Consider the following 24495-nt stretch of genomic DNA (forward strand, 5'->3'; position numbering starts at 1 on the left):
CGTCAAATTTAAGATTATAAACTATCTGTCTCAATTATTATTAACCAAATAATCGCAAGAATCACCGAAAAAGAAATGATAAATAAATAGAAATAGAATAAAAATGATTTGGTGCTTTTCATCAATGCATTTATAAGTAAAGTGCATAAAGTAATTATAAACGAAACAAATCCGCTAAACATTAGTATTATTAGGATTACAGTATCCTTTGTAATGAAGTTTTGTAAAATGATTGCCATAGACCAATTAAATTATATTGAAATTTACATCATAATTTGAATAATTTTACTCACTATAATTAGTTAATTAGAAACAAAAAAAGCGACACATTTCTGCATCGCTTTTTATAATATTTATATTTTTAGAATTGATTATCTAAATCTAGAAAAATCACGTGGACGCTTTTCTAAGAAAGCATTACGACCTTCTTCTGCTTCTTCTGTTCCATAAGCAAAACGTGTTGTTTCTCCAGCAAAAATTTGTTGTCCAACTAAACCATCATCAACTAAATTGAAGGCAAATTTCAACATTTTAATTGCCGTTGGCGATTTTGTTAAAATCTCTTGCGACCAATCAAATGCAACTTGCTCTAACTCATCATGCGGAACAACTAAATTTACCATTCCCATGTCATACGCTTCTTGTGCAGAATAATTTAATCCTAAAAAGAAAATCTCGCGCGCACGTTTTTGACCAACTTGTTTTGCCAAATAAGCCGAACCATAACCTGCATCAAAACTTGCAACATCAGCATCCGTTTGTTTAAAAATCGCATGCTCTTTAGATGCCAATGTCATGTCACAAACAACGTGTAACGAATGTCCGCCACCAACAGCCCAACCGTTTACAACCGCTACAACTACTTTTGTAGAAAAACGGATTAAACGTTGTACTTCTAAAATATTTAAACGTCCAACTCCATCTCCACCTTCGTATCCTTTTTTACCACGAACGCGTTGATCTCCTCCCGAACAAAAAGCCCAACCACCATCTTTTGCAGACGGTCCTTCTCCAGTTAATAGAATTACGCCAACTTCGCGGTCTTCTTCTGCTAATTGAAAAGCATCTAATAATTCGAAAACAGTTTTCGGACGGAAAGCATTTCTAACTTCAGGACGATTAAATGCGATTCGCATTACACCATCACATTTTTTGAACGTAATATCTTCGTATTCTTTTACGGTTTGCCAATTAATTGTTGCCATTATATCGTTTATTTTTATTTACTTTTTTAACTTTTCGAAATTAAGGTTTTTCTATCAATTATTCTTATTTTAGAAACATCAAAATAAAATCTTACTTACCATGAAAAAACTACTACTTAGCCTAACATTATGTTTAGGTGCAACTTATGGATTTGCACAGATTAATTCTGGAAAAATCGGCGCTCTTGTAAAAGGAGCAAAAGCATTTACAGTTTCTGATGATGAATTAAAAACCTACACAAAAGAATCTGTTGATTGGATGGATAACAACAATCCTGTTTGTTTGATAAATGATAAAGATAAAACCAAACGTGCTTATGCAGAGCGTTTAGAAAAAATTATTGCGCCTGCAAAAGGATATGACGGGTTAGATATTAACTACAAAGTTTATTGGGTTAGTGATATTAATGCATTTGCAACTTACGACGGAAGCGTGCGCGTTTTTGCTGGATTAATGGATTTGATGACAGATGATGAAATTTTAGGCGTAATTGGTCACGAAATAGGACATGTAAAATTGGGTCATACCAAAAAAGCATATAAACAAGCTTTGTTAACTTCAGCTTTAGCAGATTATGGAGGTTCTACAAATGGTACACTTTCTACTTTATCTAATTCTCAAGTAGGAGAAATCGCTACGCAACTAACTTCTGCACAATTTTCGCAAGGTCAAGAATCTGGTTCTGATGAATATGCTTACAAATTTATGGTTGCTTTAGGAAAAGATCCTGCTGCATTGGCTTCGGCATTTAATAAATTAGGAAGTTTATCAGACGGAAAAGCTTCGACTGCACAAAAATTAATGTCAAGTCATCCAGATAGTGCGAAACGTGCTAAAAAAGTGGAAGAAAAAATTGCCAAAGACGCAAAGAAGAAATAATAAAAAAAGAAGCTTAATAGCTTCTTTTTTTATTTCAATTCAATTAATAACTCGCCTATTGTTTTAGATTTTAACTCAGTTTCGTTCCATTCATTTTCGGGAATTGAATCTGGCATAATTCCTCCACCAACATATAATTTTACTTTATTTTGATAGATTTTAGCACAACGTAAATTCACAAAAAACTCTGCTTCAGTTTCGGTTTCATATCCCATAAATCCAGCATAAAAAGTACGATTATATCCTTCATTCTTTATGATAAAATCTTTTGCTAAATCTTTCGGCATTCCTCCTACTGCTGGCGTTGGATGTAAAGCTTTCAGAACATCGTATAATTTATCTTTATCAATTAATTGTGCAGAAATAAATGATTTTAAATGCTCAAAAAAACCTGCATTTACAGAAAATGGTCCATCTACATCAATATAATTTGTAAAACCAGATAATGTTGCTGTAATATAATCGGTTACAACTTGTTGTTCATGATACTCTTTATCCGTCCAATCGTCTTCTTTTGCTTTTGTTCCAGCTAAAGAAACCGTTTGTATCAACTGATTTTCTTCTTTTAATAATAATTCTGGCGAAGCGCCAATCCAACAACCTTCTTCAACATCATATCGTAAATAAACGTATGCATTTGGATAATGTTGATGTAAATTTTTGAACGTTTCGGATAAATCAATATCGTGTTTGTCAAGCTCTTTTATTCGACTAATTACAATTTTCTGCGTATCAGAATCACTTTTTAATTCTTCAACCGTTTTTTCTATTAAATTAATATAATCGTTGTACGAAATTGCTTCATTTTGAGTTGAAATTGGTAATAAAAGTTCGATTTTTGGTAAATCATCAATCAAAATTTCTACAACCTCATCATCATTAAATTCGATTAAAGTTGAATTATCAAAACTGTTACAACTAAATTTTCTAGCTGTTTTTTTCTCTTGATTTTCCCATAACTCAACTTTGGTTTCGTTTGGTTTTCTGAAAAGTACAAAAGGCTTTTTTTGTTGAATAAGTCTTTCAAGTTTATCTTGAAATTGTCTAAACATAATCTGTCGGAATAATTGCGTTTGTTAAATGTGTGTAACAAATTAATTTATCGTTTTCATCTTTAATTTCTATCTTAATTAAATGCGAAGTACGACCTTTTTTTACCACAGTTGCGTGTCCAAACACTGTCCCATCACGCTTTGCACGCAAATGATTAGCATCCACATGTTGACCAACTGCAACCTCTTTGCTATTGTCTATTAGAATATTAGAAAGTGTGCTACCTAAAGTTTCGGCCAACACAATTGATGCGCCGCCGTGCAACAAACCAAATGGTTGATGTACTTTGGGCGTTACAGGCATTTTGGCAGATAAAAAATCTTCTCCAACCGCTGTAAATTCTATATTTAATGTTTCAATTAATGTATTTTTTGACATTTCCTGAAACTTATGTAAGATTTCTTCTGCGTTCATATTTAATAAATTTTAGGATTATATAATTCAGGATATTTTGGTGTTACATTTTTATAAAAATCTTGGATTTCGTCCAAAACATTTTCTAAAGAGCGATTTTCTGTGTCTACAATTTTAGAAATTCCGGCACGTTTTTTCTTAAAATCACAATAAGCTAAAGCTACAGGAACTTCCGCTTTTTGAGCAATATGATAAAAGCCATTTTTCCATTTTTCTGCACGAGATCTTGTTCCTTCTGGTGTATTAATCAAATATAAACGATCTGCATTTTCTAGAATTTCTGCTGCAAAATCGACCATATTATGGCGTTGAGAACGATCTATCCCAATACCGCCCATTTTTTTGATAAAATATCCGTACCAAGGTTTTGTCCAAGCGTCTTTGATAAACATTTTCATTGGAATTCCCATTTGCCAAAAGGCTAAAATTGTGTAGTAAAAATCCCAATTAGAAGTGTGTGGAGCACAAACTAATACGCATTTATCAATTTTTGACAAGTCGAGATGGTTGTCTAATTTCCAACCACCAAGGGCGTATAAAAATTTACCGATTAGTTTCTTCATTTGACAAATATAAAAGAATTGTTGTATAGAATTGTTATCTGTGTTAAAACAAAAAAAGACATCCTAAATAGAATGTCTTTTTATATTTTGTATTTGTTATTTCATAAGTTTTACGCGAAGAAATCAACGATTGTTTTGATGATTTCTGTAGTTAATGTTAATAGAATCTGTATCATCTTTATAGTTTATTTGTTGGTTATTTTTTTCATTTTTAGATTTAGCACCTTCAACGTAGCCTACTCCTACTGTTTTTCCGTTACTTTGAACTCTTAATCCATTTTTATCGATAATAACTTTTGCTGAGTCATTTTCGTCTTGAATATTAATATTCAAATCTTCGTCTTGGTTTGAATTTTCGTTATCAGAATCTTCATCTTTTTGACAATTCAAACATACGAATTTTTTTCCATTATATCCAAAGTAATTGTTATTAATATCGTTAACATAATCTGTATCATATTGTCCAGAGCGGATGTTTACTGAATTTGACTTTCTAACAAAAACTACTTTATTTTTAGGAACATAGATTTTAATATCGACTGTTTGCTCTCTAAACTTCCCGTTTTTAGGAATCTTAACAAACTTATCTAAGTTTAGTTTATTTCCTTCTAATTTATAGCTGTATTTAATCGACTCTAAATTACGTTTTGCTTCTTCTTTACTTCCACCTTTTGATGAATAACGAACTTCTAAATGAATGTTGTTATCATTACTTTCTTCGATGTCGAATGTTTCGTAAATTGGAATAACTAAATTTCCGTTTTCGTCAATTAATTGTTCTAAATCATTAAAACCACTGTATTTGTAATTTCCTTCTTCTTTATCCAAAAATTGTACTTGTAATGTGTCTGAAGGTATGTTTAAAACCTTATCATCTGTCATTTCTACAGAACTTCTGAATTTGCTTGCTGTACTAACAGTTATTCCGATGATTGCGAATAATGCGATAAACCATATTGCTACAAATCCAAAAATAACGGCTTTACTCACTTTTACACTATTCCAAAAACATTTTACACCTAATATTGTTAATAATACACCTGGAATTACCATTAATAGACCGCCTAATATTTTAGAAGCACTGCTCATCCATTGTTCTTCTACAAGGTATCCAAACAATTCTGTTGGCATTTCTGTCCAAGTTGTGAAGAAAAAAGCAAATCCACCGATGATTAATCCTATACCTGTGCTTAAAATTATAAATCCTAAGAACCAGAACAAAAATTTACCAAATATTCCGAAAACGCCTCCTAATTTATTACTCAATTCGCGTCCGCCGTTTACAACTGCTTCACCCGCTTGTTCTACGTTTTTTTTTAGTGTATCAATATTAGCTGGTTGCCCAAACATTTGTAATTTTTCTGATGTTGTTTTTGCTTTTGGAACAAAAATTAATAAAATAAAATAACAAAAAACGACTAAAAAGAATGATACACCTGCTGTAAAAATGCCTAAAACACCTAATACTAACCAAACTGCACGTACAAACCATGGATCTACACCAATGTAATGTGCTAAACCAGCTGATAAACCTGTAATAATAGCATCGTCTGGATCGCGGTACAAACGTTTTGCGCCTGTTTGTTGACCACCATATGATTGGTTTGCATTTGTATAATTAGTTTGATGAGATGATGATGAAGTTTCACCATCTTCGTCTTCTACTTTATACTGATCTGGATGTCCCATTGTTGCGATTACATAATTGATATCGTCTTCGTTTACAACTTCTCTAAATTTTAAACGATCGCGAAATAATTCTGCAATACGGATTTCTACATCTTCAATAATATCCTCAATACCTTCTGTACCTCTTAATGAAGTTTTAACATCTTGTAAATAAGTTTTTAACTTGCTATAGGCTATTTCGTCTAAAACGAAAGAAAATCCTCCTATACTTATTGATACTGTTTTATCCATGGTTATTCGTTTCTTTGGTTACTTTTTTGACAGCTTCTATTAACTGTTCCCAAGTGTCGGCTAATTCTTTTAAAAATGCTTCACCCGATTCGGTTAATGCATAATATTTACGTGGTGGTCCAGATGTTGATTCTTCCCAGCGATATTGCAAAAGGTCATCATTTTTTAATCTTGTCAAAAGCGGATACAAAGTTCCTTCTACAACTATCATCTCTGCTTTTTTCAATTCATCAATTATGTCCGATGCATAAGCATCTCCTTTTTCAATAATACTGAGAATACAATATTCTAGTACGCCTTTACGCATTTGTACTTTTGTTTTCTCTATATTCATAAGAACGACTTGTTTGTTTTGTTATACAAATATATATAAAAGTTTTAGTATTATGCAAAACAAAGTACTGATTTATTTTTAGTTCTATACAAATAAAACACAACAACCTAGTGTTTAAACGAATTTTGATGTGAAAAAAATTTGAAAGTTTTTTATAAAATTTAATTTAAACTTAAATAAAAGCATCAAAAATCACTAAAATGAGTTGATTTTGTTTTAGTATCTTTGCCTAAAATCGTACTCACACAATGAAAAAATTAGTAGGAAGTGCTTTCTTATTAGGTGCATTTTTAGCATCGAGTAATGCTTTAGCTTGGGGATTAACAGGTCACCGCGTTGTTTCTGAAATAGCAGAACAAAATATTAGCCATAAAACAAGAAAGGCTTTAGATAAAATTATTGGGCAACAAAAATTAGCTTATTGGGCAAATTGGCCAGATTTTATAAAATCGGATAGTTCTTGGAAACATGCAGATACTTTTCATTACGTTAATATTCCTGGTGGAATGACGCGTGCACAATTTGATGTTGCGTTAAACGAAACACCAGAAGAAAATATGTACAAAAAAGGTATGTTTTTGATGAATGAATTAAAAAACAATAAAAACCTTACAATCGAAGAAAAACAACACGATTTATATTTCTTAATTCACATTATGGGCGATGCACATCAACCGTTGCACGTTGGTCGTCCAGATGATTTAGGTGGAAATAAAATTAAAGTTGAATGGTTTCGCGACAAAGTAAATATTCATACTGTTTGGGATTCTAAATTGGTAGATTACGAAAACTACTCGTACACAGAATATTCTAATCTATTAAATATTGCTCCAAAATCGCAAAGAAAAGTAATGCAAGAAGGTAATTTTGCTGATTGGATTTACGGTTCTTATACTATTGCGAATACAGTTTACGCAAATGTAAAAATGGATGACAAATTAGGTTACCGTTACCATTTTGACAATAAATTTATTGTAGAAGATCAAATGTTGAAAGGTGGTTTACGTTTAGCAAAAGTTTTAGACGACATTTTTAAATAGAAAAAACGACATTAATAATATACAATCCCGAATCATAGATTCGGGATTTTTTTATCTAAAACATTGTAAAACAATTAATTTATATTGTATAAAATTATCGAAAAACCAATATAACTTACATTTTAACAATTACTGAACAAGAAGTATTCGGATGTATTCACTATCCTTACTTCATATCCTGATCTGGAAAATTATCTTTCGACGTTTATGGATGCGTGGCAAAGTGGTGCACAAGACCAATTACAGGGGCAGATTGCATCAGCAAAAATTCCTTTATCAAGAATGATTTCGCCACAATTGTATTGGGTAATGACTGGCGATGATTTTTCACTGGACATCAACAATCCCAAAGAACCGAAAATCCTTTGTGTTGGAAACAATCCCGACCGTCAAAATATTTATTCGGCAGCTTTGGGATTGTATAATTCAAGGATTGTTAAACTCATTAATAAAAAAGGGCAATTAAAGAGTTCTGTTATTATTGATGAGTTGCCCACTATTTATTTTCGTGGATTAGATAATCTTATTGCAACTGCCCGAAGTAATAAGGTGGCAGTTTGTTTAGGCTTTCAGGATTTTTCGCAATTGATAAGGGATTATGGCGATAAAGAAGCAAAGGTTATCCAAAACACTGTGGGCAATATATTTTCGGGTCAGGTAGTTGGCGAAACTGCAAAGAGCCTTTCGGAAAGGTTCGGGAAAGTATTGCAAAAGCGTCAAAGTATATCAATCAACCGAAATGATACGTCAACTTCCATTTCCACACAATTAGATAGTCTTATTCCAGCTTCCAAAATTTCAACACTAACACAAGGTATGTTTGTGGGGGCTGTCTCCGATAACTTTGATGAACGTATCGAGCAAAAAATATTTCACGCTGAAATTGTTGTGGACAATGAAAAAGTTGCCGCAGAAACTAAAGTTTATCAGGAGATACCGCAAATCTTATCCTTTGTTGATGAACACGGCGATGATAAAATGAAGCAGGAAATAGAAACGAATTATAAACAGATCAAACAAGATATTGTTCAGGTTATTAAAAAGGAATTGGAGCGGATTAAGAATGATCCTGATTTACAGCATTTGGTGCAGGAATAAAAAACAATATTCAACATAATATTTATGCTTTAATTTAAATCGTAAATTTGGCTATTCTGCTTAATATGAATAGGTAATAAATATGACGACACTCTTTATTAAAAACATGGTTTGCAACCGCTGTATTATGGTAGTGCAAAATGAATTGGATAAATTAAGGTTGGATGTAAAAAACATCAAACTTGGAGAGGTAACATTGGACAAAGAATTGACGGATGAACAAAAGAAGAATTTTGACGCAGTACTTACCTCATTAGGGTTTGAACTAATTGACGATAAAAAAAGCCGCATCATTGAAAAGATAAAAAATATAATCATAGAGTTGGTTCATCATCAAGACAACGACACCAAAAACAACCTTTCAGATGTGCTAATCAGTAAACTGCACCACGATTATAATTACTTATCCAACCTGTTTTCGGAAATAGAAGGTACTACGATTGAAAAGTATTTTATTGCCCAAAAAATAGAGAAGGTGAAAGAACTATTGGTATATGATGAACTGTCTTTAAGTGAAATTGCTTTGCGTTTAAATTACTCAAGTGTAGCCTATTTAAGCAACCAATTCAAAAAGGTAACAGGACTTACCCCAAGTTATTTCAAGCAAATACGAGAGGATAAAAGAAAACCTTTGGATAAGGTCTAAATAAATCTTACAAATCATTCCCAAAATTCCACAAGGAAAAAATGGAAACAAAATGGAACTTTGTATCACAATAAAACTCAAACAAAATGGTACACAAATATCAAGTAACAGGTATGACCTGTGGAGGTTGCGAAGCAAAGGTGAAATTGGCTTTATTAAAGGTTGAAAATGTGACAAATGTTGAAGTTTCAAAAGATGAAAACTCAGCTACCCTGACAATGGATAAACACATTCCAACTACACAATTGCAAGAAGCATTAACCGCTGTTGGAAAATATACCATAGAAATGAGCAATAACAAAAGCCCACAACATACCACGACAAATGAACCAGTGGCAAAATCCTGCTGCTCCGCTCATTCTCACGATGATAAAAAAACAATCGAAGTGACTAGCAATATAAGAGGCAAATACTATTGCCCAATGCATTGTGAAGGCGATAAAACCTATGATAAAGCTGGCGATTGCCCTGTTTGTGGAATGCATTTGGTAAAAGAAGCAGAATTGGATGTAAAGAAAACGATGTACACCTCTCCAATGCATCCCGAAGTTATTCAAGATAGTCCGGGTTCATGTCCTATATGCGGAATGGATTTAGTACCCATGGAACCAAGCGATTCCGAAGAAAAAAAAACCTATCTGGATTTGCTTAAAAAAATGAAAATTGCAACCCTCTTTACGGTGCCAATTTTCATTATTGCCATGATGGAAATGGTGCATAACAATCCGTTATTTCAAATAATGGACAGTAACATGTGGAACTGGGTGCAATTTCTGTTTTCAATTCCTGTTATTTTCTATGCTGGTTGGATGTTTTTTGTACGAGCTTGGAAATCCATAATCACTTGGAATCTAAACATGTTTACCCTTATCGGAATAGGAACTGGAGTTGCATTTTTGTTTAGTATTGTAGGAATGCTGTTTCCGAATATTTTTCCCGAAGAATTTAAAACCGAACACGGAACCATTCATCTTTATTTTGAAGCGGCAACAGTAATCATTACACTGGTCTTGTTGGGACAATTGTTAGAAGCAAGAGCACATAGCCAAACCAGTGGAGCTATAAAAGCGTTATTACAATTAGCGCCAACCGAAGCTACTTTGATTGGTGAAGGGGGCGATAAAGTGATTTCCATTCATGATATTAAGAAAGGTGATTTATTACGCGTAAAACCAGGAGATAAAATTCCAGTTGACGGAAAAATAACCGATGGTGAAGGCAGTATTGATGAAGCAATGATTACAGGAGAGCCAATTCCCGTTGACAAAAAGAAAGACGATAATGTAATTTCGGGAACAATCAACGGGAACAAATCATTTGTAATGATGGCCGAAAAAGTAGGTTCTGAAACATTACTTTCTCAAATTGTACAAATGGTTAACGATGCTTCTCGTTCAAGAGCACCCATTCAAAAATTAGCCGATAGTATTTCTAAATATTTTGTACCCATTGTAGTAATCATTTCAGTAATTACTTTTTTTGTTTGGGCACTATTTGGTCCAGAACCAGCGAAGGTTTATGGATTTATAAATGCCATTGCAGTTTTAATCATAGCTTGTCCTTGTGCTTTAGGTTTAGCCACGCCGATGTCTGTGATGGTGGGTGTGGGCAAAGGAGCACAATCTGGTGTATTAATTAAAAATGCCGAAGCCTTAGAAAATATGAATAAGGTGGATGTTTTAATAACAGATAAAACAGGAACGCTAACAGAGGGAAAACCTTCGGTAGAAAAAATTTACGCATCAACTAATAACGAGGATGATTTATTGCAAAATATAGCTTCCTTAAACCAATACAGTGAACATCCATTGGCACAAGCAGTAGTCAATTATGCCAAAACAAAATCTATTTCATTAATTGGAGTCAAAGATTTTGAAAATGTTACAGGAAAAGGAGTTACAGGAACGGTTACCAATAGAAAAGTAGCATTAGGCAATAAAAAACTAATGGAACAGGTTAAGGCAACTATTTCTGACGATTTAGAAAACAAAATTATTGCAGAACAAAAACTTGGTAAAACGGTTTCTTACATTGCTGTTGATGGTGTTACAGTTGGTTTTGTTTCAATTACCGATGCGATAAAAACTTCGAGTGCAGCAGCGATAAAAGAACTAATGCTTCAAGGTGTAGAAGTAATTATGCTTACTGGTGACAATGTTAATACAGCCAAAGCAGTAGCGGATGAATTAGGTTTATCTTCCTATAAAGCAGGATGCTTACCCGAAGATAAACTCAACGAAATTAAACGTTTACAAGCAGAAGGGAAAATTGTAGCTATGGCTGGTGATGGTATAAATGATGCTCCGGCATTAGCACAAGCCAATATCGGAATAGCTATGGGAACTGGAACCGATGTAGCCATAGAAAGTGCCAAAATAACTTTAGTAAAAGGCGATTTATTAGGTATCGTTAAAGCAAAAAATTTGAGCCATGCTGTTATGAAAAACATCAAGCAAAATTTATTCTTTGCCTTTTTCTACAATGTGCTTGGTGTTCCAATTGCAGCAGGTATTTTATATCCGTTTTTTGGAATTTTATTATCTCCAATGATTGCAGCTTTAGCAATGTCTTTAAGTTCTGTATCGGTAATCGCAAATGCATTGCGATTACGCAGTTTTAAACTTTAAATGAATTATTCAATAAACAAAATGGAAAAGAATAATCAAGACTTACGATTCAAAACAAATATTAACTGTGGTGGATGTGTAGCATCTGTAAAACCTCATTTGGATAATGCCGATGGTATATGACATTGGGAAGTAGATACAACTAAAGACAAGGTGCTTACCGTAAAATCAGAAGGAATTACACAAGAACAGGAAATTGAAACTGTACAGAAAGCAGGTTTTAAAATAGAACCATTAAACAAAGATAATTTACTTATCCTAATACCTGTTTAGTTATTTAACTTATAACAAACACTTTAGGTAATTCACTGTATATTTATTTTAATAAGCATAAAAAGGACTATGCAGACTAGTGATTTAGACATTTTATCTATAATTCTGTGTTTGCAGTTCACGAAAGTGCAAAATATAGCAATTAAAAGAAATAATTTCATAATTTTGTAGTGTTGAAAAATTTGAGTAAACATATCAGCTTTGTCATCTTACTATGTTTGGGCTTTTTCCTAATGCCAAGCATAAGCTATGCTTGTGCAAAAAAAACAACTAAGACAGAGCAAAAGTCCTGCTCAAAAGATCAATCTGCAAAAGCAGAACATAAAAGCAGTTGCAAGGACAAGTCCTGTAAAAAATGCAAAGATGGTCACGACTGCGACGGCAATTGTAAGCACAGTTCTTGTGGATGCAGCACTTCTTCATCTTCTGTAAGCTTACCAATACCAGTAGATTTAAAAACAGCTGACCCTTTTGCTGAAATTAAAAAGCAAAAATTCGGTTTCAAAGAAGCCTACTATTCTTCAGGCTACTCTTCCATTTGGCAACCACCTAAAATAAGCTAAAACGATGGCTTGTTAGCCATACGTGTGCCTTGTCGAAAGCTGAATCCAGTTTTCGCAAACTCTTCGTATATCTTATTAAATAAAAAAAAATAAAAATGAAATCAATATCAAAAATATTGATGGTAATCACCGTATTACTATCAGCTGTAAACAGTTTTGCACAAATCAAAAATGCAAAAACAGAAACCGTAAAAATATATGGCAACTGCGAAATGTGTAAAACAACCATCGAAAAAGCAGGAAATTTAAAAAATGTAGCCACAGTAGAATGGAATAAAGACACCAAAATGGCTACACTTAAATACGATGATAAAAAAACAAATCAGGATGAAATACTGAAACGTATTGCTTTGGCAGGTTATGACAGCGAGAAATTTTTGGCTCCAGATGATGTATATGCAAAATTATCCGACTGTTGCCAGTATAAAAGGGAACTAAAACCAGTTGCAAAAACCAAAGATGCAGGTATGGATATGAAAAATGAACACGCCAACCATAACCAAAGCGATATGGCTCAAAAAAACACCACTGAAACGCAAAATGTACCGCAATTAAAAACCGTTTTCGAGAACTACTTTTCGGTTAAAGATGCGTTAGTAAAAACTGATGCAGGTATCTCATCTGCAAAAGCCGCTGAATTGGTAAAAGCCATTAAAGCGGTAGAAATGACAAAACTTTCTACCAAGGAACATAACGTTTGGATGGAAGTGATGAAGGATTTAACAGCAAATGCTGAAAAAATTGCTACAACCAAAGATGTGGCAAAACAAAGAGAAACTTTCGCTTTGCTTTCTAAGAATATGTATGAATTAACTAAGGTATCAAAACAAGAAGCACCTGTTTATTATCTGCATTGCCCCATGTACAATAATGGGAAAGGTGCAAACTGGTTAAGTAAGGAAGAAGTGGTTAAAAACCCATATTACGGTTCTAAAATGCTTACCTGCGGTAGTGTGCAGGAAACTATTAAATAACAAATAAAACGCTATTGTTATGGAAAGTATGAAAAACCAACACGGAATGCAACATACCCAAAAGAGTGAAGAAAATAACCCCAATCATTCTTTAGCAATGTACAAACGTTTTGCTGTAATGGCTGTTGCAATGTTTGTAGCTATGTATTTTATTATGTATGCTATGATTGACGGTTTGCAGAACCTTATCCCCAACATCAATAATTTATATATGACATTGCTGATGGTTTCTGCAATGTTGATCATAGAACTATTGATAATGAAAGGAATGTATGAAAACAAAAAAATCAACTGGGCAATCATAACGGTTTCCCTTGCGATTGGCATCTTTTCTTGGTTTGGTATTCGGGAGCAATTATTTGTGGGCAATAAGGAGTTTGTAAAAGGTATGATACCGCATCACGCAGCAGCAGTATTGATGTCTGAAAAAGCTAAGCTTACCGACCCCGAATTGATACAGTTACAAAAAAACATACTGGAAACACAGGCACAAGAAATCGAATTTATGAAGCGTAAGCTAAATGAATTTGAAAACAAATAAATAAGATAAATTTCTTCAATAATATTAAAAATAAATAAAATGAAAAATATAATTTTCTCAATCATTACATTAGTAACAGTTGCAGCGGTAACAATTTCCTGCAATCAATCTTCAAATAAAAATAGCGACCAGCAAGCTAATGATAGCACAACAATTGCTGCAACTCCGGAGTTACAATCACCTACACACAAAGATACGGTAGCAACTGTTACTTCAACTTATACGTCTTCTCAAGAGGCTGAAAAATCCGATGTGAAGCAAGCTCAAAAGTTTACTATCGCACCTATAATTAAGGATTATTTGGCTTTAAAAAATGCACTTGTTGCAGATAATGACAAAGCAGCTGCTAATGCAGGAAAGCAATTGTTTACTACCTTAAAAAATGTGGATATGAACGCTATCCCAGCGAATAAACATAAAGAATATATGGAGATAGCTGAAAATGCTAAGGAAAATGCAGAACACATTGGCGATAATGCAGGCAAAATAGACCATCAAAGAGAACATTTAGCATCATTAAGCAAAGATGTTTCCGATCTTATAGTATTATTTGGAACTACACAAAAATTATATCAAGACCATTGTCCAATGTATAACGATGGTAAAGGTGCGGTTTGGATTAGCGAAGCTAAAGCTATCAAAAACCCTTACTATGGCGGTAAAATGCTTACCTGTGGCTCTGTAAAAAAAGAGTTCTAAAATGAAGAAAGTATTAAAGATAATATTGACAATAGTGCTGTTTATTTTTATTGGAATACAATTTTATCAGCCTGCCCTTAATGTAGATAATGGGCAGGTTTACACAACCGATTTTACCCAAGCCTATAAAATGCCTGTTCAAGTAAAAGCGATGTTTCAAACCTCTTGCTACGATTGTCATAGCAACAATACCAACTACGTTTGGTACGACTATGTACAGCCTGCAAGAACATTGGTAGAAAATCACATCAAAAACGCAAAAGAGGATTTGAATTTCAACGAATGGGGTATATATTCAAATAGGAAGCAGGAAAGATTATTAAACTCAATTAAAGAACAAATCGAGACTAAACAAATGCCCTTATCATCATATACAATAATGCATAAAAAGGCAAAACTGAATGATGAGCAAATCAAAGTATTAACCAATTGGTTAAAAGAGCAGGAATAAGTTTCATTAATAAAAATATTAAAATGAATATACCCAGAAATATTACTATCAGATTGCTACAGGCAGTTTTCATACTGTTGTGTTCGCAATCTCTTTTTGCACAAAAGGTAGTCCGTTATGACCTTTATGTAAAAGACACACTTGTAAACTATGCAGGCAAAGAAAAAAGAGCCATTGCTGTAAATGGTCAAATACCAATGCCTACCCTAACATTTACGGAGGGAGATACTGCCGAAATTGTAGTACACAACCAATTAAAAGAAAGTACATCATTGCATTGGCACGGTGTGTTCTTGCCCAATAAGGAAGATGGAGTGCCCTGGCTTACACAAAAACCGATTGAGGCAGGTACAACATATACCTATCGTTTTCCTATTATCCAACACGGAACGCACTGGTATCACTCCCATTCTGGTTTGCAGGAGCAAATTGGGATGTATGGAAGTTTCGTAATGAAGAAAAAGGATGATGATAAATCTTTTAGAAAAGGAATTGATGATCTACCTACCATTCCTATTATTTTAAGTGAATGGACAAACCTTAATCCCGATAACATCAACCGTATGTTGCATAATGCCAATGATTGGGCAGCGATTAAAAAAAATGCGACACAATCTTATGCAGAAGCTATCAAAGAAGGTCATTTCAAAACAAAAATTAAGAACGAATGGAAGCGTATGTTGGCAATGGATGTAAGCGATGTTTATTATGACAAAATTTTAATCAACGGAAATCATTCTACTGATTTAAAAACGGTTGATGGCAAAACGTTAAAAGCAGGCGATAAAGTACGGTTACGAGTATCAAACGGTGGTGCTTCTTCTTATTTTTGGTTGAGGTATGCAGGCGGAAAAATCACCGTAGTAGCCAATGATGGTAATGATGTAGAGCCTGTAGAAGTTGATAGATTAATTATTGCAGTTTCTGAAACTTATGATGTGGTGGTAACCATTCCTGAAGATGGTGTTGCCTATGAATTTTTAGCAACTACCGAAGACAGAACACAGTCAGCAAGCTATTTTGTAGGTAATGGCATCAAACAGCTCATTTCACCACTTCCAAAATTGAAATATTTTGAAGGGATGAAAATGATGAATGATATGATGAAGATGAACGGCGATTTGGACGATATGGGAATGAAAATGAGCTTGAACCAAATGGATATGAATGTGGTAATGTATCCCGAAATCACAGGAGATAGTAAGCAGAAAGAAGACCACAGCCAACACAATATGAATATGGAAAATGATCCCAACCGTTACAATGCAAATGCTTTGGGAGAAATCAAAACGCTGAATTATGCAATGCTACAATCTCCTTCCAATACCTCACTTCCTAAAGATGCGCCAGTAAAAGAATTGAAATTTACTCTTACCGGAAATATGAACCGTTATGTGTGGAGTATGGATAATAAAATACTTTCAGAAGTTGATAAAATACCTGTAAAAAAAGGAGAAATTCTACGAATTACCATTCATAATAACTCAATGATGCGCCACCCAATGCATTTGCATGGTTTTGATTTCAGGGTAATCAACGGCAAAGGCGAAAAATCACCACTTAAAAATGTCTTAGATATAATGCCAATGGAAACGGATACCATTGAGTTTTTAGCAAACGAAGAAGGAGATTGGTTTTTCCACTGTCATATCTTATATCATATGATGTCGGGAATGAACAGGGTTTTTGCAGTAGATGATTATCAAAATCCGAATTTACCCAACAAAAAACAAGCCTATAACAAGTTGCAGAGAGAAAGCAATATGCCGCACTTTATGGCGCAGAATGATTTTGCAACTAATGGTAATGATGGTGATGCAATGCTCCAGAACTCAAGATGGTCTTTAGGTACAGAATGGCGTTTAGGCTATAATGATATGCATGGTTATGAAGTAGAAACTCATTTAGGAAGATACATTGGGAAAATGCAATGGTTTATGCCGTTTATTGGTTTTGATTGGCGATACCGAAAAATGGGAATGGATGAACACGAAACAAATTTATTCGGACAGAAAAACGAAAAAGATACCCGCAGAGCCTTTAGTTTAGGTTTTATGTATACTTTGCCAATGTTGGTAAACTTTCAGGCAGAAGTATATCATGATGGAATTGTTCGTTTGTCATTAATGCGGGAAGATATTCCAATTTCCAAAAGAATAAGAGCAGGATTTATGGTTAATACTGATATGGAATATATGGCAGACCTAAAGTACATCATCAACAAAAACATTGGCATCCGTACACATTACGATAGCGATATGGGTTTTGGAGTGGGGCTCGCACTGAATTATTAGTAAACAGTGTATATAATACGAATTAAGGGTTAAAACCATCAATTAATTTGCGGTTTATTACAAAAAATTAAATATTGCAAAACCATAACTATTAAGACCCAACCCTTAATTCGTATTAATAAGAAATTATATTGTAGATTAAATAGCAAAACCGTTAGTTTGAACACCCATTTTAACATAGCCTCTCGATTTTGGAGTAAATGGCAATAGAAATTGATCATTATGAAAAATGAAGAAAATATTTTACAACAAAGAAATATTAAACCCACAGCAATGCGTTTGTTGGTAATAGAAAAATTGTTGAAACAGCAATATGCCATCAGTCATAAGGAATTAGCAGAACAGTTTGAAAATGCAGATAATGTTACGCTATTCAGAACGCTGAAAACTTTTTTAGAGCACAAACTTATCCATACTATAGACGACGGAACAGGAGTTGTAAAATATGCACTTTGTCAATCGGGTTGCAATTGCAAACCTTCAGAACAGCATACGCATTTTCATTGCTCCCAGTGCCAGCGAACTTTTTGTCTTACCGATACCGAAATTCCAAACATCAATATTCCACTAAATTTTAAATTAGAAGGCATCAATTTGGTACTCAAAGGACGGTGTGACAGATGCAACTAAAATACTATGAAACTTTGCAATCCGATTGCAAAGTTTATTTTTCTATATTTGCACTATAAATGAGATGGATAATCACAATATGGACTTTTTACCTGATGGTACTTTTTTCATTGCCTTGTAGCGATGGAAGTAATCAGTGTGAAGATACCATTCCTAAAATTGAAACCGTTCAATCTCACGACCACAACAAGGATAGCGATGACAATTGCGGTCCTTTTTGTTATTGCAATTGTTGTAGTATAAGTATTACTACTTACCATTTCAAACCTTTTGAAATCAAGCAACCTAAACCCACTCTTGTTGTTAAAAAAATTACACTTCGTGATTTTACTTTAATTTCCTTCTACTCAGGAAGTATTTGGCATCCTCCCAAATTTACTGTTTAATTTTTTCAGATTTTCTTAATGCTATTGATGGTTTGTTGCAAGCCTTAGTAATTGTATGCCTTTTATTGGCTTTACGGTACTGTTAGCGTGTTCGTGTTATGTATTTTCTACGAATGTTTGTTTATAGAAATAATTACAGGCATTATCCACTTCATCCAATAGTTATTTGATTATCTGTTGGCTTCTTATGACTAGAGGCAATAATTTATTTATCAAAAATTAAAACAGATATACGTGTTAGATAACATTATAAAATTTAGTATTCAGAACAAGCTTGTCATTGGTATAATGACCTTGTTACTCATCATTTGGGGAGTGTGGAGTGCCACAAAACTACCCATTGATGCCGTACCCGATATTACTAATAATCAGGTGCAAATAATTACGGTTTGCCCTACGTTGGCAGGGCAAGAAGTAGAACAATTAGTAACCTTCCCTATTGAACAAAGCATTGCCAATATTCCAGATATAGAAGAAACAAGGAGTATTTCAAGATTTGGCTTATCGGTAATTACAGTAGTATTTAAAGATAAAGTAGACATTTATTTTGCCCGTCAGCTTATCAATGAAAAACTAAAAGAAGCAGAGGAAAATATACCTAAAGGTATTGGCAAGCCAGAACTTGCACCAGTAAGTACCGGATTGGGAGAAGTCTATCAATACATCATCCATCCGAAAAAAGGCAGTGAAAAAAAATACAATGCAAAAGACCTACGTACAATGCAGGATTGGATTGTAGCAAGACAATTATATGGAACTCCCGGAATTGCCGAAGTAAATAGTTTTGGTGGCGAACTGAAACAATATGAAGTAGCAGTAAATCCCAATCGCTTAAAAGCTATGGGGGTAAGTGTTACCGACATTTTTACCGCATTAGAAAAAAACAATCAAAATACTGGTGGTGCATATATCGACAAAAAACCAAATGCTTATTTCATCCGAGGTATCGGTTTGGTAACTTCATTGGATGATGTAAAAAATATCAGTGTAAAAAATGATGGCGGCAGTATTCCCATTTTTATAAAAGACGTAGCAGATGTACGTTTCGGAAGTGCTGTAAGATACGGAGCAATGACCTACAACGGCGAAGTAGATGCAGTTGGCGGTGTGGTAATGATGTTGAAAGGCGAGAACAGCAATGAGGTTGTAAATCGCATCAAAGAAAAATTACCTATTATTCAAAAATCCTTACCCGAAGATGTAATTATTGAACCCTATTTAGACCGTACAGATTTGGTTGACAGAGCTATGAGTACCGTTGAAAAGAACCTGATAGAAGGCGCACTGATTGTCATTTTTGTATTGGTGCTTTTCTTAGGAAATTTTAGGGCAGGATTGATTGTAGCATCCGCTATTCCTTTGGCGATGTTGTTTGCATTGGCTTTAATGAATGTGTTTGGCGTAAGTGCCAATTTAATGAGTTTGGGAGCAATAGATTTTGGATTAATTGTAGATGGTGCGGTAATTATTGTAGAAGCTACATTGCATCATTTAGGTTTAAGGAAATCTACACAAAGGCTCACACAGCAAGAAATGGATAATGAAGTATTTACCTCAGCTTCCAAAATTCGTAATAGTGCAGCCTTTGGTGAAATCATTATCCTTATAGTTTATATTCCTATTCTTACATTGGTAGGTGTAGAAGGTAAAATGTTCCGTCCTATGGCACAAACAGTAGGTTTTGCAATATTCGGAGCATTGATATTATCTTTAACATATATCCCGATGATGTGCGCTTTGTTCTTATCTAAAAAGCCGATGCTCAAAGAAACCATTTCGGATAAAATGATGAATTGGTTGCAAAAAATGTATCAACCATTATTAGAAAAAGCCATCAAAATAAAATATTGGCTAGTAGGAATTACCGTTGGTATATTTGTTTTTAGTCTTTTCTTATTTAGCAGAATGGGTGGCGAATTTATACCACAATTACAGGAAGGAGATTTTGCCTTCCATTGTATTTTACCACAAGGCAGTTCATTGAGCCAGAGTATAGAAACCTCTATGCAAGCTTCAAGAATTATTAAAGAATTTCATGAAGTAAAAATGGTAGTAGGTAAAACTGGAGCGGCAGAAGTGCCAACGGATCCAATGCCACCCGAAGCTACTGATATGATGATATTGCTAAAGCCTCAAAGCGAATGGAAAAGTGGTAGAAATTATGATGAATTGGCGGATGCAATTAATGAAAAATTAGAGGCAATGCCTGGTGTGTTCTTTGAAAAAAACCAGCCGATACAAATGCGTTTCAATGAATTAATGACAGGTATTAGGCAAGATGTAGCAGTAAAAATATTTGGAGAAAATTTAGATACGCTTGCCTTGAATGCTGATAAGGTTAGTAAGGTTATACAAACAGTAGAAGGTGCTACATCTCCACAAGTAGAACGTGTGAGTGGTTTACCGCAAATAAATATAGAATACGACCGTACACGTTTAGCCAATTATGGGATAACGGTAGAAGATGTAAACAATGTAGTAAGCACTGCATTTGCAGGAAAAAGTGCTGGTGTAGTATATGAAAACGAAAGAAGATTTGAACTGGTAGTTCGGTTGGATAGTGTTTACCGTAACAGTATCGAAGATGTAAACAATTTGATGATACCAACTTCAACTGGTAATCAAATTCCGCTTTCGCAAGTAGCAACTATTGATTACAAATTAGGACCGGCACAGATAAGCCGTGAAGCAGGAAAACGTAGAATTGTAATCGGGTTCAACGTTGCAGACAGGGATGTACAAAGTGTGGTAGAAGAAATTCAGCAAAAATTAAATACACAGGTAAAATTACCACCGGGCTACTATTTCACGTATGGCGGTCAATTTGAAAACTTGCAGGAAGCCAGTAACCGATTAATGATAGCCGTTCCGGTTTCTTTGTTATTGATTTTTGTATTGCTCTATTTCACGTTCCGTTCCTTTAAACAGGCAGGCTTAATATTTACAGCTATCCCAATGAGTGCGATCGGTGGTATATTGGCTTTATTACTTCGTGGTATGCCGTTCAGCATCAGTGCAGGAATTGGATTTATTGCTTTGTTTGGTGTGGCAGTTCTCAACGGAATTGTATTGATAGGCACTTTCAACCAATTAGAAAAAGAAGGTGTAAAAGATGTTTTCAAACGAGTAATAGAAGGAACTAAAATCCGACTGCGACCAGTATTGATGACAGCAACTGTAGCCAGTTTAGGTTTTTTACCAATGGCATTGAGCAGTAGTGCGGGTGCAGAAGTACAAAAGCCTTTAGCCACGGTAGTAATTGGCGGATTAGTTACAGCAACATTCCTTACCCTATTTGTACTGCCATTACTCTATATCATTTTCAATTCAAAAATTAAATTAAAAAGAAAGCCACAAGTGAAACCCATTGTAACCATAATTGTATTGCTTTTATCAATGGTAGGCTTTACAGCAAATGCACAGACAAAAAGTTTAACTAACGTTGACGATGCGATAAATATTGCACTTCAAAATAATCAAACCTTAAAAGCTTCAGATTTAGAAATTGATGCCAGCAAAGCTTTGAAAAAAACTGCCGGAGAATTATCAAAACTTGATTTTAATGCACAGTTGGGACAGTACAACAGTACCAAATTCGACCAGTCTTTTCAGGTGTCACAAACCATTCCGTTTCCATCATTATTCGGAGCTAAAAAGCAACTGATTAATGCCGAAATAAAAGGTAAAGAATTGCAAAAAAACCTTACTGTATTGGAGTTAAAAAATCAAGTACGTACTTATTATTATCAAATTTTGTACTTGCAACACAATGAAAAACAGTTACAGCAATTGGATAGTTTGTACAACGATTTTATTAAAATAGCCCAGCTTCGTTATAAAACTGGCGACACCAAAAAAGTGGACATCAGCACAGCGGAAGCTAAGAAAGGCGAAATCAATTTATTGCTAAAACAAAATGGAGTGTTCTTATCCAATGCTGTTGCCAATCTGAAAACATTGATGAACACAAAAGACGATTTTACCATTGCAGAAAACGGAATATTTCAGCCTCTACAAATCAGTAATTTGTTGGATAATGAAGTCGTAGAAAATCATCCTGCCATTCAATCTTTGTATCAGGATGCCATTATTGCCGAGCAAACCAAAAAGGTAGAACGTTCGCAAGGTTTGCCCGATTTCACCATTGGTTACGTCAATCAGTCTTTAATTGGTTTTCAAAATGTAAACGGAGCCGAACAATTTTTCAATGGCGGAAACCGATTTAGTTCTGTAAACATTGGTATTGCTATTCCCATCACTTATGGTGCTACCAAAGCCAGAATAAAATCTTTAGATTACAGAAAACAAGCAGCCGAAGCCAATGCACAGCAACAGCAAAAAACATTGGCTACGCAAATGCAAAATGCCTTGCAACAATACCAGCAAGACCTACAGCAGTTCAATTATTTTGAGAAAGAAGCATTGCCAAATGCCAAGGAAATTGTATCAGCAGCACAATTGGGTTACAGAACAGGCGAAATCAGTTATGTAGAATATCTTTTTGCGCTGCAAACTGCCACCGATATTCAGCTGAATTACCTCAAAAGTATTCAGCAGGTAAACCAATCTGTAATCACTATTTATTCATTCATTAATCAATAATTAAAAATGAAATTCAATATAAATAAAATCACGTCTATCACAGCGATAATTGTTTTAATATTTACTTTTTCCGCGTGTAAAAACGATAAACAAAAAGAGGGTCAGGCTACAGAAGCAAAAGCAACCGAAAAAGCTGAAGCTCCTCACGAAGAAGAAACGCCAACCATTGCCACACTTACCGAAGAACAAATAAAAACGGTAGGCATACAATTAGGCGTAATAGAGCAAAAAGAATTAACGGCAACCATCCGAGCAAATGGTTTGCTGAAAGTTCCCAATAACAACAAAGCCAACGCAACTTCTTTGTATGGTGGTGTAATAAAAACACTGAACGTACAAATTGGAGATTATGTAAAAAAAGGACAAGTAATAGCCACTATTGCCAATCCGCAGTTTATACAATTGCAGGAAGAATATTTGAGTACTGCCAGCAGAATTACTTTTGCAGAACAAGAATTATCAAGGCAAAAAGAACTTTTCGAAGGCAATGCAGGAGCGAAAAAAAATCTACAAAGTGCCACAGCCGAACTCAATAGTTTACGTACCAGAAGAGCTTCCTTACAACAACAGATACAATTAATGGGCATCAATCCAGGTTCTGTTTCAAATGGTAATCTAAAATCAGCATTGGTTGTAACCAGTCCTTTGAATGGTACGGTTAGTAACGTTTTCGCTAAAATAGGAAGCTATGTAGATGTTTCTTCACCTGTTATAGAAATTGTAGATAACAGTTCCTTGCATTTGGATTTGAATGTTTTTGAAAAAGATTTGCCGATGCTCAAAGTAGGGCAAACTATTCATTTTAGAATAACCAACAATGCAGTAGAAGACTATAATGCTAAAATATTTGCAATAGGCTCATCTTTTGAAAACGAAAGCAAAACAATTGCCGCTCACGCCGTGGTACAAGGCAATAAAACAGGACTTATAGACGGAATGAATGTTACTGCCATTGTAAGTCTTAATAATGTAACAACTTCGGCTGTACCGAATGATGCCATTGTAAATGCCGATGGAAAATACTATATTTTTGTACAAACCAATAAAAAAGCAGAAGAACATCACGAAGAAGGCGAAGAAGAAGGCGGTCATAAAGAGGAAGAAGAAAAAGACCATAAGGAAGATAAAACCAGCAAGAATTTTGAAAAAGTGGAAGTGTTTAAAGGCGTATCTGATATGGGTTATACCGCAGTAACTTTTGTAAATGAAATTCCTGCCGATGCAAAAATTGTGGTAAAAGGAGCATTCTTTGTAAACGCAAAACTGAGTAATACAGGTGGGCACGGACATTAAAAATAGGAA

20 protein-coding genes and 1 pseudogene are annotated in these 24495 nt (G+C 34.3%); 15 read left to right on the plus strand and 6 right to left on the minus strand.

The window, feature by feature from the left end:
- Positions 1-371: 371 nt before the first annotated feature.
- Positions 372-1205, minus strand: a complete 834-nt coding sequence (locus tag BM072_RS08910; protein WP_092908315.1) for a 1,4-dihydroxy-2-naphthoyl-CoA synthase — start codon at positions 1203-1205, stop codon at positions 372-374.
- A gap of 100 nt (positions 1206-1305) precedes the next feature.
- Between BM072_RS08910 and BM072_RS08915 the strand changes: the two genes are divergently transcribed.
- The gene (locus BM072_RS08915) at positions 1306-2085 is read left to right on the plus strand and encodes a M48 family metallopeptidase (protein WP_092908316.1); all 780 of its coding nucleotides are present in this window, start codon (positions 1306-1308) and stop codon (positions 2083-2085) included.
- A 29-nt stretch (positions 2086-2114) separates the two neighbouring features.
- On the opposite strand, the gene BM072_RS08920 is transcribed toward BM072_RS08915, so the two are convergent.
- The 5 genes from BM072_RS08920 to BM072_RS08940 form a co-directional block, all read right to left on the minus strand.
- A complete protein-coding gene (locus tag BM072_RS08920; protein ID WP_092908317.1) occupies positions 2115-3137 on the minus strand; it encodes an isochorismate synthase in 1023 nt (340 codons plus the stop codon).
- A complete protein-coding gene (locus BM072_RS08925; RefSeq protein WP_092908318.1) occupies positions 3130-3552 on the minus strand; it encodes a PaaI family thioesterase in 423 nt (140 codons plus the stop codon). The genes BM072_RS08920 and BM072_RS08925 overlap by 8 nt, the downstream gene beginning before the upstream one ends.
- Before the next feature lie 2 nt (positions 3553-3554).
- Positions 3555-4115 (minus strand): 1-acyl-sn-glycerol-3-phosphate acyltransferase, encoded by a 561-nt coding sequence (locus BM072_RS08930; protein WP_092908319.1) that lies wholly within the window; start codon positions 4113-4115, stop codon positions 3555-3557.
- 123 nt (positions 4116-4238) lie between these two features.
- Positions 4239-6035 carry a PspC domain-containing protein gene (locus BM072_RS08935; protein WP_092908320.1) on the minus strand — a complete coding sequence of 599 codons (1797 nt, stop codon included), beginning with the start codon at positions 6033-6035 and terminating at the stop codon, positions 4239-4241.
- The gene (locus BM072_RS08940; RefSeq protein WP_092908321.1) at positions 6028-6369 is read right to left on the minus strand and encodes a PadR family transcriptional regulator; all 342 of its coding nucleotides are present in this window, start codon (positions 6367-6369) and stop codon (positions 6028-6030) included. Before BM072_RS08940 ends, BM072_RS08935 begins: the two co-directional genes overlap by 8 nt.
- A 248-nt stretch (positions 6370-6617) precedes the next feature.
- On the opposite strand from BM072_RS08940, the gene BM072_RS08945 reads away from it, so the two are divergent.
- From BM072_RS08945 to BM072_RS09015, 14 genes and pseudogenes are all read left to right on the plus strand, one after another.
- A complete protein-coding gene (locus tag BM072_RS08945) occupies positions 6618-7409 on the plus strand; it encodes a S1/P1 nuclease (protein WP_092908322.1) in 792 nt (263 codons plus the stop codon).
- A gap of 126 nt (positions 7410-7535) precedes the next feature.
- Positions 7536-8507 (plus strand): annotated as a pseudogene (locus tag BM072_RS08950) (TraM recognition domain-containing protein); the annotation flags it as partial.
- An 82-nt stretch (positions 8508-8589) separates the two neighbouring features.
- Entirely contained in the window at positions 8590-9153 is a 564-nt protein-coding gene (locus tag BM072_RS08955; RefSeq protein ID WP_092908323.1) for a helix-turn-helix domain-containing protein, read from the plus strand.
- An 86-nt stretch (positions 9154-9239) separates the two neighbouring features.
- A complete protein-coding gene (locus tag BM072_RS08960; protein ID WP_092908324.1) occupies positions 9240-11780 on the plus strand; it encodes a heavy metal translocating P-type ATPase in 2541 nt (846 codons plus the stop codon).
- 455 nt (positions 11781-12235) lie between these two features.
- The gene (locus BM072_RS15490) at positions 12236-12616 is read left to right on the plus strand and encodes a hypothetical protein (RefSeq protein WP_177190293.1); all 381 of its coding nucleotides are present in this window, start codon (positions 12236-12238) and stop codon (positions 12614-12616) included.
- Positions 12617-12711: 95 nt separating this feature from the next.
- Positions 12712-13590, plus strand: a complete 879-nt coding sequence (locus BM072_RS08975; protein ID WP_092908326.1) for a DUF3347 domain-containing protein — start codon at positions 12712-12714, stop codon at positions 13588-13590.
- Positions 13591-13609: 19 nt separating this feature from the next.
- Positions 13610-14131: a DUF305 domain-containing protein gene (locus BM072_RS08980; protein ID WP_092908327.1), complete on the plus strand. Its 522-nt coding sequence runs from the start codon at positions 13610-13612 to the stop codon at positions 14129-14131.
- A 39-nt stretch (positions 14132-14170) separates the two neighbouring features.
- Positions 14171-14830: a DUF3347 domain-containing protein gene (locus tag BM072_RS08985; RefSeq protein WP_092908328.1), complete on the plus strand. Its 660-nt coding sequence runs from the start codon at positions 14171-14173 to the stop codon at positions 14828-14830.
- Between the two features lies 1 nt (position 14831).
- The gene (locus BM072_RS08990; protein ID WP_092908329.1) at positions 14832-15281 is read left to right on the plus strand and encodes a heme-binding domain-containing protein; all 450 of its coding nucleotides are present in this window, start codon (positions 14832-14834) and stop codon (positions 15279-15281) included.
- 23 nt (positions 15282-15304) lie between these two features.
- Positions 15305-17575 (plus strand): multicopper oxidase family protein, encoded by a 2271-nt coding sequence (locus BM072_RS08995; protein WP_092908427.1) that lies wholly within the window; start codon positions 15305-15307, stop codon positions 17573-17575.
- 222 nt (positions 17576-17797) lie between these two features.
- Complete coding sequence (locus BM072_RS09000) at positions 17798-18205, plus strand: Fur family transcriptional regulator (RefSeq protein ID WP_092908330.1); 408 nt, start codon at positions 17798-17800, stop codon at positions 18203-18205.
- 59 nt (positions 18206-18264) lie between these two features.
- Positions 18265-18591 carry a DUF6660 family protein gene (locus tag BM072_RS15635; RefSeq protein WP_092908331.1) on the plus strand — a complete coding sequence of 109 codons (327 nt, stop codon included), beginning with the start codon at positions 18265-18267 and terminating at the stop codon, positions 18589-18591.
- A gap of 234 nt (positions 18592-18825) precedes the next feature.
- Entirely contained in the window at positions 18826-23193 is a 4368-nt protein-coding gene (locus BM072_RS09010) for a CusA/CzcA family heavy metal efflux RND transporter (protein WP_092908332.1), read from the plus strand.
- A gap of 6 nt (positions 23194-23199) precedes the next feature.
- Positions 23200-24486 carry an efflux RND transporter periplasmic adaptor subunit gene (locus tag BM072_RS09015; RefSeq protein WP_092908333.1) on the plus strand — a complete coding sequence of 429 codons (1287 nt, stop codon included), beginning with the start codon at positions 23200-23202 and terminating at the stop codon, positions 24484-24486.
- Positions 24487-24495: the final 9 nt, after the last annotated feature.

The sequence above is a fragment of the Algoriella xinjiangensis genome (assembly GCF_900115015.1).
Taxonomy (GTDB): Bacteria; Bacteroidota; Bacteroidia; order Flavobacteriales; family Weeksellaceae; genus Empedobacter; species Empedobacter xinjiangensis.